The organism is Rhizobium herbae (genome assembly GCF_017873135.1).
GTDB lineage: Bacteria > Pseudomonadota > Alphaproteobacteria > Rhizobiales > Rhizobiaceae > Pararhizobium > Pararhizobium herbae.
Map to the genome: position 1 here is coordinate 101312 of NZ_JAGGJV010000009.1, position 14413 is coordinate 115724.

Sequence of the window (14413 nt, forward strand, 5' to 3'; positions counted from 1 at the left end):
TTGCGTGGGTAACGACCCACGCCAGCACAGGCGGACCATCGATGAAGGTTTTCGCAGGCAACTCGAACCGGCTGCTCGCCGAAGCGATCTGCAATTATCTCAACCTGCCCCTGGGCAAAGCAACCGTCAGACGGTTTGCGGACCAGGAAATCTTCGTGGAAATTCAGGAAAACGTGCGCGGTGAGGACGTCTTCCTCGTCCAGTCGACGTCGTTTCCGACCAATGACCACCTGATGGAACTGCTGATCATGATCGACGCCATGCGCCGCTCGTCAGCCCGCCGCATCACCGCCGTCATCCCCTATTTCGGCTATGCCCGCCAGGACCGCAAGCCCGGTCCGCGCACGCCGATCTCAGCCAAGCTGGTCGCCAACCTGATCACTGAGGCCGGTGCCGACCGCGTGCTGACGCTCGACCTGCATGCCGGCCAGATCCAGGGTTTCTTCGATATTCCGACGGACAACCTCTACGCCGTGCCGATCCTGTCGCGCGATGTGAAGGAAAACTACAATCTCGAAAACGTTATGGTCGTATCGCCGGACGTCGGCGGCGTGGTGCGCGCACGTGCGCTCGCCAAGCGTCTCGACTGCCAGCTGGCGATCGTCGACAAGCGCCGCGAACGGGCCGGTGAGTCGGAAGTCATGAACGTCATCGGCGACGTCACCGGCAAGGACTGTCTGCTGATCGACGATATCGTCGACAGTGGCGGCACGCTCTGCAACGCCGCCGAGGCTCTTCTGAAGAACGGCGCGACCAGCGTCACCGCCTACATTACCCACGGCGTCCTGTCCGGCGGCGCGGTTGCCCGCGTCACGTCGTCGAAGCTGAAGGAACTGGTGATCACCGACAGTATCCAGCCGACCACGGCGGTTCAGTCCGCCCACAACATCCGCGTCATCTCGACCGCCAGCCTGATCGGCGAAGCGATCAACCGCACCAGCCAGGAAGAATCGGTTTCCAGCTTGTTCGATTGATCGGTCCCGGCTTCAAACGAGGATCGGCAATTGCGGCGCCGCGGTTTTCGGACTGTGACCAGTCAGCCGCGGATCGTCGGCAACTTCCACACGGCGCTTGAACGGCGTGAAGCCGGATCGGATATAGAACGGCAGCGCAGGCGGACTGTCCAAGGTGCAGGTGTGTAGCCAGAACCGCTTAATCGGATGGCGCCAAGCCATGTCGATCGCACGGTTCATCAACCAGCGACCAGCACCGGTGCCGATCAGCACCGAAGACACCCCGAAAAACGTCATTTCGCATTCGCCGGATGCGCGGAAATCAAGCTCTGCGATGCCTTCGGCAACGCCATCGAGCTCAAGAATATACATCTCGACATCCGGAGAATGGACGTTCGAGGCCAGTTCCGCGTCGCTCATCAGCAGGCGGGAAGACCAGAGCCATTCGGCGCCGATCCTGCGGTAGATCCCCCGGCATTCCTCCAGATCGACCCTCTCATAACGACGCAACGTCCACGGTCCAACTGCTTCCTCGCGTGCAGGTGGCCGTTCGAACATCTGCAGATAGGTGACGATGCTGACGGTCTTGTCGGAAGGGACGTCGTGGTAACCGTTTTCAAGCATGCGTTTCTTCGTTCCCTGTCATGAAGCGGCACCGTTTTGCCGCAACCGGACGGCATCATGCATAGGATGCGTCAGCCGTCTAGAGACGATTTCCGTTCCGGCATATCGACAGTTAGCGGGCAACGCGATCGTCGAAACCGGTGGGTGGTGCTATCCCCGCTTGACGATCGGAAGGGCGCAGGCTTCGCCGCCATTGAAAAGCTTGGAGCGGGTCAGAAACCGCCGCTCGCGGCCATTGTCGAGCGAGAACATGCCGCCCCTGCCCGGCACGACGTCGATGATCAGCTGCGTATGTTTCCAGACCTCGAACTGGCTGGCGGAGATATAGACCGGCACCCCGCCGATCTCGCCGAGCTTCACGTCATGATCGCCGACGATGTAGTCGTCAGCCGGATAGCACATGGGCGATGACCCGTCGCAACAGCCGCCGGACTGATGGAACAGGATGTCCGGATGATCCTGCTGGATCTCCTTGATGAAGGCGAGCGCCGCGTCCGTGGCCAGCACGCGCGGTTCGCCGTTGAGGGTATCGGTCATTATTTACCCTCCCCTTGAGGGGGAGGGTCGGAGCACAAGCTCTGGGGTGGGTGACCAGCCGCGAGTGCCTTGGTCGGGAAAAGCGCTGTCATGATCCGCCTGTTTGTTCTGTGACTAAGATTTGGGTGGGAGCAACTTCGGCGTAACCCAATGGATCACCCCCACCCGCAGCTGCGCTGCGACCTCCCCCCTCGAGGGGGAGGTAAAGCTAAATCAGAAGAAACCCAGAGCCTTGGGGCTGTAGCTCACCAGCATGTTCTTGGTCTGCTGGTAGTGATCGAGCATCATCTTGTGGGTCTCGCGGCCGATGCCGGACTGCTTGTAGCCGCCGAACGCCGCCCCTGCCGGATAGGCATGGTAGCAATTGGTCCACACACGGCCGGCCTGGATGTCGCGGCCGAAATTGTAGCAGCGGTTAGCATCGCGGCTCCAGACGCCCGAGCCGAGACCGTAGAGCGTGTCGTTGGCGATCTCGAGCGCTTCCGCGTCGGTCTTGAAGGTGGTCACGGACACGACAGGCCCAAAAATTTCCTCCTGGAAGACGCGCATCTTGTTATGGCCTTTGAACACGGTCGGCTTGACGTAGAAGCCGCCCGCAAGTTCGCCCTCAAGATTGTTGCGCTCGCCGCCGATCAGCACTTCGGCGCCTTCCTGGCGGCCGATGTCCATATAGGACATGATCTTTTCCAGCTGCTCGCTGGAAGCCTGCGCACCGATCATCGTCGACATGTCGAGCGGGTTGCCCTGCTTGATCGCCGCAACACGGGCAATCGCCTTTTCCATGAAGCGATCGTAGATCTTTTCATGGATCAGCGCACGGCTCGGGCATGTGCAGACCTCGCCCTGGTTCAACGCGAACATTGCAAAGCCTTCGAGCGCTTTGTCGAGATAGTCGTCGTCCTCGCGCATGACGTCTTCGAAGAAAATGTTCGGCGACTTGCCGCCCAGTTCCAGCGTCACCGGAATGAGGTTCTGGCTGGCATATTGCATGATCAGCCGGCCGGTCGAGGTCTCACCGGTAAACGCCACCTTGTTAATGCGCGGGTTGGTGGCGAGCGGCTTGCCGGCTTCAAGACCGAAACCGTTGACGATGTTGAGCACGCCGGGCGGCAGGAGGTCGCCGACGAGTTCGATCCAGACGAGGATCGACGCCGGTGTCTGTTCGGCAGGCTTGAGGATGACGCAGTTGCCGGCGGCAAGCGCGGGCGCAAGCTTCCAGGCAGCCATCAGGATCGGGAAGTTCCAGGGAATGATCTGAGCGACAACGCCGAGCGGCTCATGGAAGTGATAGGCGACGGTATCGTGGTCGATCTCGCCGATCGAGCCCTCCTGGGCGCGGACGCAGGAAGCGAAATAGCGGAAATGGTCGATGGCAAGCGGCATGTCGGCGGCCATGGTTTCGCGCAGCGGCTTGCCGTTGTCCCAGGTCTCGGCCTTTGCCAGAAGCTCGATATTGTCTTCCATGCGGCTCGCGATCTTCATCAGGATATTGGCGCGCTCGGTCGACGAGGTGCGGCCCCATTTGTCCTTGGCTGCATGCGCGGCGTCCAGCGCCAGCTCGACATCGGCTGCTTCCGAGCGGGCGATCTGGCAGAGCACGCCGCCGGTCACCGGGGTGGTGTTGTCGAAATAGCGGCCGCTGACCGGCTCGCGCCATTGGCCGCCGATGAAGTTGCCATATTTCTGCTTGAACGGGTTTTCGACGATTTTCTGATGCAACATGTGATTTCTCCTCCGAAAACAGACTCCAACAATCTGCTGGGAGGAAAGGTGCGCCTGAAGGCTCCTGGAAGGTAGAGGCGCAGTGTCCGCAGGCGTCTGCAAGTGTTTCAGATGTGCGACACGCGGGCGGCAACAAACATGCTGCAACGCAGCAAGAATAGTATCAGCGATACGGCGAAGCTCAATTGACCGAGAGCTTCTTCATCTTGCGATAGAGTGTCGCCCTGCTGATCCCCAGAGTATCGGCAGCCAGCGAGACATTGCCGCTGGCCCGCGACAGGACGCGGCGAAGGGCTGCGCGTTCGGCGTCGAGAAGATCCTCGCCCTGCCCGATCGGCGTTTCGTTCAGCAGGTCGGCGGCGGGAATACCGCTGGCGATGCGCCGGTCGTCGAGATTAAGCTTGAGACGGGCCGCGCGGGTGGCGCCAAGCACGAGATCATCGCGGTCGATGGCGATGAGCCCCGGATTGCTCTTGCTGTCGGCCGGCACCAGCAGGATGCGCGCACCGTTGAAGGCGCGGCGGAACAGATTGGCTTCGATCCGGGATGCGGCATCGCGTACCGCTTGCGAGAGGAGCAGCATGGCCATCTCGCCGGCGTCCTCCCGACAGGTTGAAATATCGATTGCCGCGGCTATCTGGCCACGATGATCGCGGATGATTGCAGTGGCGCAGCTGAGAGCCGTGTTGCAGCTGAGAAAATGCTGGTCGCGCTGGATGACGACGGCCCGCTCGTCGGCAATCGCCGTGCCGATGCCGTTGGTGCCAACGCTTGCCTCGCTCCAGATCGTGCCGGACCAGAGCCCCAGCCCGCGAAAGTCGTTGTCATCGCCCGAAGCGCCGCGGCGCTCGAGCGCAATACCGTTTTCATCGGTCAAAAGCAGGCAGCAGCCAGCCTTGCCAACCGTCGAGAACAGCCGGTCGAGTTCACCCTGCGCCTCCTCGATCAGATGCCCGGATTTTTCACGGGCAGCGCGGAATTCCTGCTCGGACAGCCGAAGCGGCGAGCGGGCCTCCTCGGGAGACAGGCCATGCACCGTCAGGCACCGGCGCCAGGAGGCCGCCACGGGCGAACTGGCTGCCGCCGATGTGTGATGTGCGACTGCTTGTACGTGATCTGAATGTTTCATCGGCTCTCCTCCCCGAGGGCTGACGCGCATCGCACTATACGTGTAGGCACCATAAACCGTCCAGTTGAACAAAGGTCAAAGACAAAAGGGGCGAAGGCGACTTTTGTCAGCGGCATTGGTGGCATGGTATTGCGCCGATTTGACGATGTGATAGGGCAGACTTGTTGCTTTCATCCCCACGCTCTCCTGGTTTTCTTGCACAATGCTTCGTGAATTTTCGCTTCAGAGCCTTTTCATGGGCCTGCTCACCGCCTTCGTGGGCTTTGCCAGTTCCTTTGCCGTCGTGCTGCACGGGTTGACGGGGGTCGGCGCCACGGAGGCTCAGGCGGCGTCCGGGTTGATGGCGCTGTCGATCGCGATGGGGCTTTGCGCCATCGTACTTAGCATCGCGACACGGCTGCCGGTCAGCATCGCCTGGTCGACACCGGGCGCGGCTCTGCTGGCAAGCTCCGGCGCGGTGGAAGGCGGGTTCAACACCGCCGTCGGCGGATTTCTGATCTGCGGCGCGCTGATCATCCTTGCCGGACTGTGGAAACCGCTCGGCCGCGCCGTCGCGGCGATCCCGGCGGCTCTCGCCAATGCGATGCTTGCCGGCGTGCTGATCGGGCTCTGCTTCGCGCCGGTCAAGGCCATTGCCTTCAACCCGCTGTTCGGCCTGCCCATCGTTCTCGCCTGGGTCGTCGTCGGTAGCATCAACCGGTTGTTTGCCGTGCCCGCAGCGCTTCTCGCCTTCGTGCTGGTGCTGACCTTCGGCGTCGATATGCCTGCCGACGCCATGGCGCGGATTTCAGCGACGCTCGTCCCGCATGTCGAATGGGTCACTCCCGCCTTTACCATCGCCGGCCTCGTCAGCATCGCCCTGCCGCTGTTCATCGTCACCATGGCCTCGCAGAATATCCCGGGTATTGCCGTCTTGAAGGTCAACGGTTACGAGCCGCAACCCGGTCCGCTCTTTGCCACCACGGGAGTGTTTTCGATTCTGAGCGCGCCCTTCGGCGGTCATGCGGTCAATCTTGCAGCGATTACGGCCGCCATGTGCGCCGGCGAGGATGCGCACCGCGATCCGGCCCGACGCTACTGGTCGGCAATCGTCGCCGGTGTCGGCTACGTTGTCTTCGGCCTGATGGCCGCGACCGTGACAGCTTTCGTCAGCCTCGCCCCGCCGATCCTCATTCAAGCCGTCGCCGGCCTTGCACTGATCGGCGCCTTCGCGGGCTCCGCCATGGCGGCTTTCAAGGAGCAGGATAGCCGGGAAGCTGCCGCGGTGACCTTTCTGGTAACGGCCTCCGGCGTCAGCTTCGCTGGAATTTCGGGCGCATTCTGGGGATTGCTGGCCGGCGGTCTCATGCTCGCACTTGCCCGGTTCACCCGGTCCCGTGGACGCTGAAAGACACCATCATCCGACGGCGGCGCGCATGGGAACAATTTCCACCTCGTCGCTGTCAGCCTGGCTGCCGTCTCGATCTCCAGCCTGCGCGTTGACCACATGGCTGATCTCGCTCAATGGCATCGGCCTGCCGAACAGGTAGCCCTGCACCTGCGGGCAGCCCTCCTTCAGCAGGAAGGCCATATGCTCTTCGCGTTCCACGCCTTCGGCCAGAACCGGAATGCCAAGACTATCGGCCAGGATGATAGTCGACCGGACGATCGCCGCTGACTGGCGATTGGTCGTCACGCCGTTGATGAAGGCACGGTCGATCTTGATCTTGTCGAACGGGAAATTCTGCAAGGTCGTCAGAGACGAATAGCCGGTGCCGTAGTCGTCCATGGCGATCCTGACACCCAGCTGCTTCAGCTGCCGGATGACACGCAGGGCGTTCTGCTGATCGGCGATGATGCCGGATTCGGTGATTTCCAGTTCCAGCCGCGATGGCTGGAGGCCCGTTTCCTGAAGAATCTCATGCACCCGCGCCGCAAGGTTGACATTGGCAAGCTGGCCCGGCGCGACATTGACGGCGATCTTGAATGGATTCCTCCAGCACGCCGCCTGCTGACAGGCTGTGCGCAGAACCCAGTCTCCCAATTCGTGAATGAAGCCGTTCTTGTCGGCGATCGGAATGAACTCGGCAGGCGACACCATGCCCCGAACGGGATGATGCCAGCGCAGCAGAACCTCGAAGCCGATGACGTCACGGGTCAGAGAATTGTTTTGGTACTGGTAGTAGAGTTCGAATTCATTGCGCTGGATGCCCTGGCGCATATCCATGGCGAGAGCGCTCCGGTCGCGCGCCGCATCGTCCATCGCCGGCTCATAGTGCCGCACGGCATTCGAGCCGACAGCCTTGGCGCGATACATGGCAAGGTCCGCTTGCGCCAGAAGCTCCTCCGGCATGCGCGCATCATCGGGGTAGAGAGAAATGCCGACGCTGGTGCCGACCAGCAGGTTTTTCCCCTCCCATTCGATAGGCCCGACAATCGCGGCAATCAGCCGCGACGCGAAAGCCGATGCTTCGTTGCCAATGGATAGATTGCTGGTCAGCGCAACGAATTCATCACCGCCCATGCGAGCAAGGAACTCCCCCTCGCCCAACACCTTTGACATGCGCTCGGCGACACCGCGCAGAACGGCATCACCCGCCGCATGGCCGTGAACGTCGTTGACATCCTTGAACCGATCGAGATCGAAGGACAGGACGGCGATCCCGCCAGCATCGTCCTTCTGGCCGCGAATGACCGCCTGAAGGTGCTCTCCGAGAGCGACGCGGTTCGGCAGTCCCGTCAGCGGATCATGCAGCGACAGATGACGGAACCGTTCGGCTGCCCCCCGCGTGGAATGAAGATCGATGGCGTAGATCGATGCCCCAAGCACCAGCATCATCCCGACAATGGCAACCACAACGGTCAGCAGGCTATCGGGGATCACATCGGCCGAGGGAACAATAAGCGGATCCGGGATGATCGTCATCGCGCTCATGCCTGTGAAATGCATCGTGGTGATCGCCAGGATCAGGGCGAGGATGCCGCCATACTGGCAAAACCGCGTGACCGGTCGCGCGATCCGGCTCATGGCGACGGCGCCGAAGCCGACGCCCAGAAACACGGACGCCGCGTAGTAGTCGGGATCCCATTCGAGCCGGCCCGCAATCTCGTAACCGGCCATGCCCATATAGTGCATGATGGCAATGCCGGCCCCGACAACGCCGCCGCCGAGATCGATCGCGACGCCAGGCTTGCCTGTCGCGGTGACGAGAAATCCCAAGGTGGTGATACCAATCGCAGCAGCCAGCGACGCCATCGTCAGCGTCGGCTCGTAGGCATGCGCCAGCGGCGAGTTGAAACTCAGCATGGCGATGAAATGCGTCATCCAGATCGTCGATCCGCCGACAACCCCGGTCATGACCAGCCAGCTCAGCTTCTGCATGCCAATGCTGCGCTGGACGCGAGCGTAGAGCCGGACAGTCAGGATCGACCCCAATATGCAAACAAGAGTTGCAAATGCAAGAAAACCGTAGCTATGGTCCATGGCGATACAGGAAAGAACCTTGAGCATAGACAATACCCGCGTTGATACGCTCGGCATCGTTTCACACAACCACTAATAATCATTAAAGGCGGTTGCGTCACTTTTTTTGGCGGAAGCCGGCCGGAAGTACCAGCCCCGTTTCCAGCGGCATACCCGGAAAACAGCGCTTTTTCGCGTGTGATGCGTGACGCGGGCCGAAGGAACATACACCCAAAAAGTGTATCGATGCGATACATCGCACGCCCCGCCCGTGGCCAGGCGGCCGCGTCATGGTCGCCTCAGACCACTTTCGGCCCAGGAGAACCGAAACGATGGATCAGGCGGCGGCACTTTCCTCGCGTGCGTCGTGCTCGGTTGTTTTTTCGGATTTGCCGGCACCCTTTGCGACGGCATTGACCACATGTTCGATTTCGCTGCGTGGCATCGGCCTTCCGAACAGAAATCCCTGCACCTGCAGGCAGCCTTCGTTGCGCAGGAAGTCCATGTGTTCCTCGTTCTCTACCCCTTCGGCAAGCACGGGAATATCGAGGCTCTGGGCAAGGATGATGGTCGAGCGCACGATCGCCGCCGACTGGCGGTTGCTGGTGACGCCGTCGATAAAGGCCCGGTCGATCTTGATCTTGTCGAACGGGAAATTCTGCAAGGTCGAGAGAGACGAATAGCCCGTGCCGTAGTCGTCCATGGCGATGTTGACGCCGAGTTGCTTCAATTGCCGGATGATATGCAGTGCGTGCTGCTGGTCGGCGATGATACCGGATTCCGTGATTTCCAGTTCGAGGCGGGCGGCGTCGAGACCGGTTTCGACGAGGATTTCACGCACGCGGCTCGGAAAGTTCGTGTCGGCAAGCTGGGCCGGCGCCACATTGACCGCGATCTTGATCGGGTTTTCCCAGGACGCGGCCTGCCGGCAGGCGGTCAAAAGAACCCAGTCCCCCAGTTCATGGATGAAGCCGTTCTTCTCGGCAATCGGAATGAACTCCATCGGCGGCACCATGCCGCGCACCGGATGATGCCAGCGGAGCAGGACCTCGAAACCGATGACGTCGCGCGTCAGCGAACTGTTCTGGTACTGGTAGTAGAGTTCGAATTCGTTGCGGTCGATGCCCCGACGCATATCCATGGCAAGGATGCTGCGATCACGGGCGGCGTCATCCATGGACGGCTCATAGAGCCGGATGGAATTGGAGCCGGCCGCCTTGGCCCGGTACATGGCCAGGTCCGCCTGGGCCAGAAGCTCCTCGGGCGCACGCGCATCGACTGGAAAGAGTGAAATGCCGACGCTGGTGCCGACCAGAAAGGTCGTGCCCTGCCATTCGACCGGCTTGCCGATCTCCGCGATCAGGCGCGACGCAAAAGTCTTTGCCTCGCTCTTCAGGAAGAAATTGGAGGTGAGCGCGACGAATTCATCACCACCGATCCGGGCAATGAACTCCCCCTCGCCCAGAACCTTGGACATCCGCTCGGCGATCGTACGCAGGACCGCGTCACCCGCCGCATGCCCATGCACATCGTTGACGTCCTTGAAGCGGTCGAGGTCGAAGGAGAGTACGGCGACACGCGCAGTATCGTCCTTCTGGTGCCGAATGATTTCATCGAGATGCTCGCCGAAGGCGACGCGGTTCGGCAAGCCGGTCAACGGATCATGGAGCGACAAATGGCGGAACCGCTCGGCGGCCCCTTGCGTCGAATGGAGGTCGATAATGTAGGTCGATGCGCCAAGACCCAGCATCACGCAAGTCAGCGCCATGACCATGATGATCAGCAGGCTGTCGGGAATAAGGGCCGCGGACGGTTCGATCATCGGATCGGGAATGATGGTCACGGCAGTCATGCCGGTGAAATGCATGCTGACGATCGCCAGGATCAGTGCGACGACGCCGCCATATTTGCAGAAGCGCGTTACCGGGCGGGCAATCCGGCTCGTGGCGAGGGCGCCGAAGCTCATACCCAGGACGATCGAGGCTGCATAATAGCCAAAGTCCCATTCCATACGGCCAGCGATCTGATAGGCCGCCATGCCCATATAATGCATGATGGCAATACCCGCGCCGACGATGGCGCCGCCGAGTTCGATGGTCGGGCCGGTCTTGCGCATGGCGGTAATGAAGAAGCCGAACGTCGTGACGCCGATCGCCACCCCGAGCGACATCATTGTCAGGATCGGCTCATAGGCGTGTTCGAGAGAAGGCCTGAAGCTCAGCATGGCGATGAAATGCGTTGTCCAGATGGTAGAACCGCCGATGACCCCGCTCATGAACAGCCAGTTCAGCTTCTGCACACCGACGGTGCGCCTGACACGCGCATAGAGCCGCATGGTCAGAACCGAACCGAGGATACAGACGAACGTTGCAACGGCCAACAGACCATAGTTATGGTCTGTTGCGATGCAGGAAAGAATCTTGAGCATGGGGCACCTGTTTTAACCGTGCGCGCAATGTGCCATGCAACGACTAAGAGAGATTAACGTGATCCGGACTTGATCATTTGACGGTTATCAATCCCTGAAGGAAGTCTCGCATAACGTGCAACTCAGGTTGCGTCGCCACTTTCGAGCGGGTTTTCCGGCAAAACCGGGTTTCGTCGACAAAACCGGGCTTTGCTTGCAATTCGGAGCGTTCTCGGTTATGGACGCGCGTCCGCGCAGACACCCTTGGAGGCAAACGCGGATGAGGCGGTCAAACGTCTCGGTTCATCCTGTCTTGCTAGATAAGCGGATGAGCTCTCCAAAAACACCAGAAAGGTACGACCATGAGCCACGCATCCTATGAGCTCAAGGCCGAAACGCGCGAACGGGTTGGTAAGGGGTCCTCCCGTGAACTTCGCCGCAACGGTCTTATTCCTGCTGTCATCTACGGTGACAAGCAGACACCGATTTCCATCGCCCTCTCCACGAAGGAAGTCACCCAGAAGATTCACGCCGGTGGTTTCATGACCACGATCGCCACGATCGACGTTGGCGGCGAGAAGATCCGCGTCCTGCCGAAGGACTACCAGCTGGATCCGGTCCGTGACTTCACCATGCATGTCGACTTCCTTCGCGTTTCGAAGGACAGCGTCGTCACCGTGGAAATCCCGGTTCACTTCGTCAATGAAGAAAAGTCTCCGGGCCTCAAGATCGGTGGCGTTCTGAACATCGTTCGCCACGAAGTCGAACTGGTCGTTCCGGCCGACGACATTCCGGAATTCCTGACGGCCGACCTGTCGGGCCTCAAGATCGGCGACGGCATCCACATCTCGAACATCAAGCTGCCGAAGAACGCAACGCCGGTTATCGCCGACCGCGACTTCACGATCGCTACCATCGCGCAGCCGGCTGGCGGCACGACGGAAGAAGAAGAAACAGCATCCGAATAATCGAAGCCTGTCGGCTTTGATTGTCAGCCCGCCGCACCTCAGGTGCGGCGGGCTTTTCTTTGTACGCCGTTCGCCCCGGCGAATTTAAAAACCTGCCTTCGCAACCGCAGCGACACGTTTTCATCCATGGGTTTCAGCAACATTTAAGATTTTCATGATGTGTTGTTGTCGGGGGATTATCCGGCTTCAGTGTACGAGAATCCTAATGGGACGTGAGATTGGTAGAACGACCGGGTGCATCCGATGATGCATTCTGTCGAAAATCGCTTTATTGCGATCGTTTGTGGGGCGATGCTGATCTTCGTCGCCCCTCTCATCGTGTTGTTTCTGACCCTGTCGTCAGAACGTGTCGCCCGTGAAAGTCTGCAGAACACGCAGGTTCTCATGGAAGCCGGTGCGCAGGCGCTTGGAAAGCCGCTCTGGGACTTCGATACGGACAGTATCGAGCAGATCGCGAAATCGCTGATCGGCGATGTCGCCATCATGTCCGTTCACGTCAAGGACAGTTCCAATTCGATCTCCGTGCAACTTCCTGCCGGCCCGGTGGATGCCACCCTGCCGCATACGGTTCTCGCAAAAGAAATTTTCTACAACTCCCAGGACGGGCAGAAATCCGTCGGCACCGTCGAAATTTGGGTCTCCGCCCCCGGCCTTCTGTCGCGTTTCAGCAAGGATGAACTGAGCGTCTTCGTTATCCTCGTCGTTGCCGTCGGCATCGTCTTTGCCTCAGCCATCATCGGCAACCGCATCACAGTCATCCGGCCGCTGATGCGTCTGACAGCCGCGATAGAAGCAACGCGCCGGCTCGGCTCCCGTCACCACGTCGATTGGACTTCGGACGACGAAATGGGCACCCTGGCCCATAATTTCAACGAGATGCAGAGTAAACTGGAACGCGAGGAGACCGAGCTGAAGCTGGCCCACAGCCGCGCCACCGACATCTACAATCTCACCCCCTCCATGCTGTTCTCGCTCGATCCGGCCAACTGCATCACCGCCGTCAGCGACTACTGGCTGATGGCGACCGGTTATGCCCGCGATGCGGTGATCGGGCGTACCTTCACCGATTTCGTCGATGAACACTGGCACGAAACCTACCGGGCACGACGCAGCAATGTGAACCCCACACATGCCAATATCTGCGAAGTCACTGTGCCGTTCATCAAGGCGAATGGCGAAACGATGACAGTGCTGATCCTGGAGATGAAAAGCGCCACCAGCGACGAGCGCGGCGGTCTCTCCCTTTCCGTCATGACCGACGTTACGGAGCTGAAGCAAGCCGAAAGCCGCAACCACGCACAGGCGATCACCGATCACCTGACAGGTCTCCTGAACCGCCAGGGATTTGAAGCATCGCTTGATGACGCCATCCGCAATGCCGACGAAAACGCGATGCAACTGGCCTGCATCTTCATCGATCTCGACCGGTTCAAATGGATCAACGACAATTTCGGCCACGCCGCCGGCGACGAGGTCCTGCGCCAGGTCGTTGCCCGCATCCGCACGACGCTGCGCCCGGACGATACGATGTCGCGGCTTGGCGGGGACGAATTCGCCATCCTGGTCAATGCCGCGGAAGTCGAAGCGCTGGCAAGCGAGATTGGCGACCGCATCTGTGCCAGCCTTAGCCAACCGATCCTGATAGAAGGCGCGGAGCTTTCGGTAAGCGCCAGCATCGGCATCGCGCTGTATCCCGTTCATGCGACGAATGCCGCCGAGCTGCTGTTGAAGTCCGACATGGCGATGTACGCGCGCAAGCGTGACGGCAAGAACGGCATGCTCGTCTTCGACGCCAGCATGCTTGACACCGCCCGCGAGCGCCATGAGATGGAACAGAACATCGAGGCAGGTCTCAAGGAAGACTGGTTCGAAGCCTATCTGCAGCCGATCGTCAGCCTTGCCGATGGCCGCATTGCCGGCTTCGAGGCGCTGATGCGCCTGAACCATCCGGAAAAGGGCATCCTGCCGCCGGCCAAGATCATTGGCATAGCCGAGGAAACCGGCACGATCGCCCGTATCGGCGAGCGCGTGCTGGAAAAGGCCATCGGCCATCTCGCCCGCCTGACACGGCTCGAAGGTACGGAGACCACCTATCTCGCCGTCAACTTCTCGCCGCTGCAATTCGAGGAGACGCTGCCGCACAAGCTCGCGGCACTGCTGCTCAAACACCACATCTCCCCTGCCCGCATCGTCATCGAGATCACCGAGGCCGTGCTGATGCTCGACAATCCGGATGTTCATGCCGTGCTGAAGCAACTCAGCGAATTCGGCTGCCGCATCGCACTCGACGATTTCGGAACGGGCTATTCCTCGCTCAGCTATCTCAACCGCTTCCCCGTCGATATCGTCAAGGTCGATCAGTCCTTCACCCGCTCGCTGACCACGGGAACGGCCGACATCCGCCGCAAGAGCCGCATGCTGATCAAGGGCATCCGGACGATCTCCCACCAGATGGGTTGCACCGTCGTCGCCGAAGGCATCGAGACGAAGGAACAGTGGGAACTGTTGCGCAAGCTGGGTCTCGATTTCGGCCAGGGCTACCTTTTCAGCAGGCCAATGCCGATCGAAAATATGCTACTAATGTTGGAAATGGAGTCAGAGGCGAAGGCCACACACCTCGCATGACAAAAC

At 60.4% G+C, this 14413-nt stretch carries 10 protein-coding genes; 4 read left to right on the plus strand and 6 right to left on the minus strand.

What is annotated here, in order from left to right:
• Positions 1-41: 41 nt before the first annotated feature.
• Positions 42-974 (plus strand): ribose-phosphate pyrophosphokinase, encoded by a 933-nt coding sequence (locus J2Z75_RS22685; RefSeq protein WP_060638931.1) that lies wholly within the window; start codon positions 42-44, stop codon positions 972-974.
• A 12-nt stretch (positions 975-986) separates the two neighbouring features.
• On the opposite strand, the gene J2Z75_RS22690 is transcribed toward J2Z75_RS22685, so the two are convergent.
• From J2Z75_RS22690 to J2Z75_RS22705, 4 genes are all read right to left on the minus strand, one after another.
• On the minus strand, positions 987-1577 hold the full coding sequence (locus J2Z75_RS22690) for a GNAT family N-acetyltransferase (RefSeq protein ID WP_209855056.1): 591 nt from the start codon (positions 1575-1577) through the stop codon (positions 987-989).
• Positions 1578-1727: 150 nt separating this feature from the next.
• Positions 1728-2114 (minus strand): DUF779 domain-containing protein, encoded by a 387-nt coding sequence (locus J2Z75_RS22695; RefSeq protein WP_209855057.1) that lies wholly within the window; start codon positions 2112-2114, stop codon positions 1728-1730.
• A gap of 213 nt (positions 2115-2327) precedes the next feature.
• Positions 2328-3836, minus strand: a complete 1509-nt coding sequence (gene adh, locus J2Z75_RS22700) for an aldehyde dehydrogenase (protein ID WP_209855058.1) — start codon at positions 3834-3836, stop codon at positions 2328-2330.
• A gap of 181 nt (positions 3837-4017) precedes the next feature.
• Positions 4018-4965 (minus strand): helix-turn-helix domain-containing protein, encoded by a 948-nt coding sequence (locus tag J2Z75_RS22705; RefSeq protein WP_209855059.1) that lies wholly within the window; start codon positions 4963-4965, stop codon positions 4018-4020.
• 202 nt (positions 4966-5167) lie between these two features.
• Between J2Z75_RS22705 and J2Z75_RS22710 the strand changes: the two genes are divergently transcribed.
• Positions 5168-6352 carry a benzoate/H(+) symporter BenE family transporter gene (locus tag J2Z75_RS22710; RefSeq protein ID WP_209855060.1) on the plus strand — a complete coding sequence of 395 codons (1185 nt, stop codon included), beginning with the start codon at positions 5168-5170 and terminating at the stop codon, positions 6350-6352.
• Between the two features lie 9 nt (positions 6353-6361).
• Here the strand turns inward: J2Z75_RS22710 and J2Z75_RS22715 are convergent, their stop codons facing one another.
• Both J2Z75_RS22715 and J2Z75_RS22720 read right to left on the minus strand, forming a co-directional pair.
• A complete protein-coding gene (locus tag J2Z75_RS22715) occupies positions 6362-8455 on the minus strand; it encodes a putative bifunctional diguanylate cyclase/phosphodiesterase (RefSeq protein WP_209855061.1) in 2094 nt (697 codons plus the stop codon).
• Between the two features lie 289 nt (positions 8456-8744).
• Positions 8745-10835, minus strand: coding sequence for a putative bifunctional diguanylate cyclase/phosphodiesterase (locus J2Z75_RS22720; RefSeq protein WP_209855062.1), 2091 nt, complete (start codon positions 10833-10835; stop codon positions 8745-8747).
• A 341-nt stretch (positions 10836-11176) separates the two neighbouring features.
• Between J2Z75_RS22720 and J2Z75_RS22725 the strand changes: the two genes are divergently transcribed.
• Entirely contained in the window at positions 11177-11782 is a 606-nt protein-coding gene (locus tag J2Z75_RS22725; RefSeq protein WP_209855063.1) for a 50S ribosomal protein L25/general stress protein Ctc, read from the plus strand.
• Positions 11783-12025: 243 nt separating this feature from the next.
• Positions 12026-14407, plus strand: a complete 2382-nt coding sequence (locus J2Z75_RS22730; protein ID WP_209855064.1) for a bifunctional diguanylate cyclase/phosphodiesterase — start codon at positions 12026-12028, stop codon at positions 14405-14407.
• Positions 14408-14413: the final 6 nt, after the last annotated feature.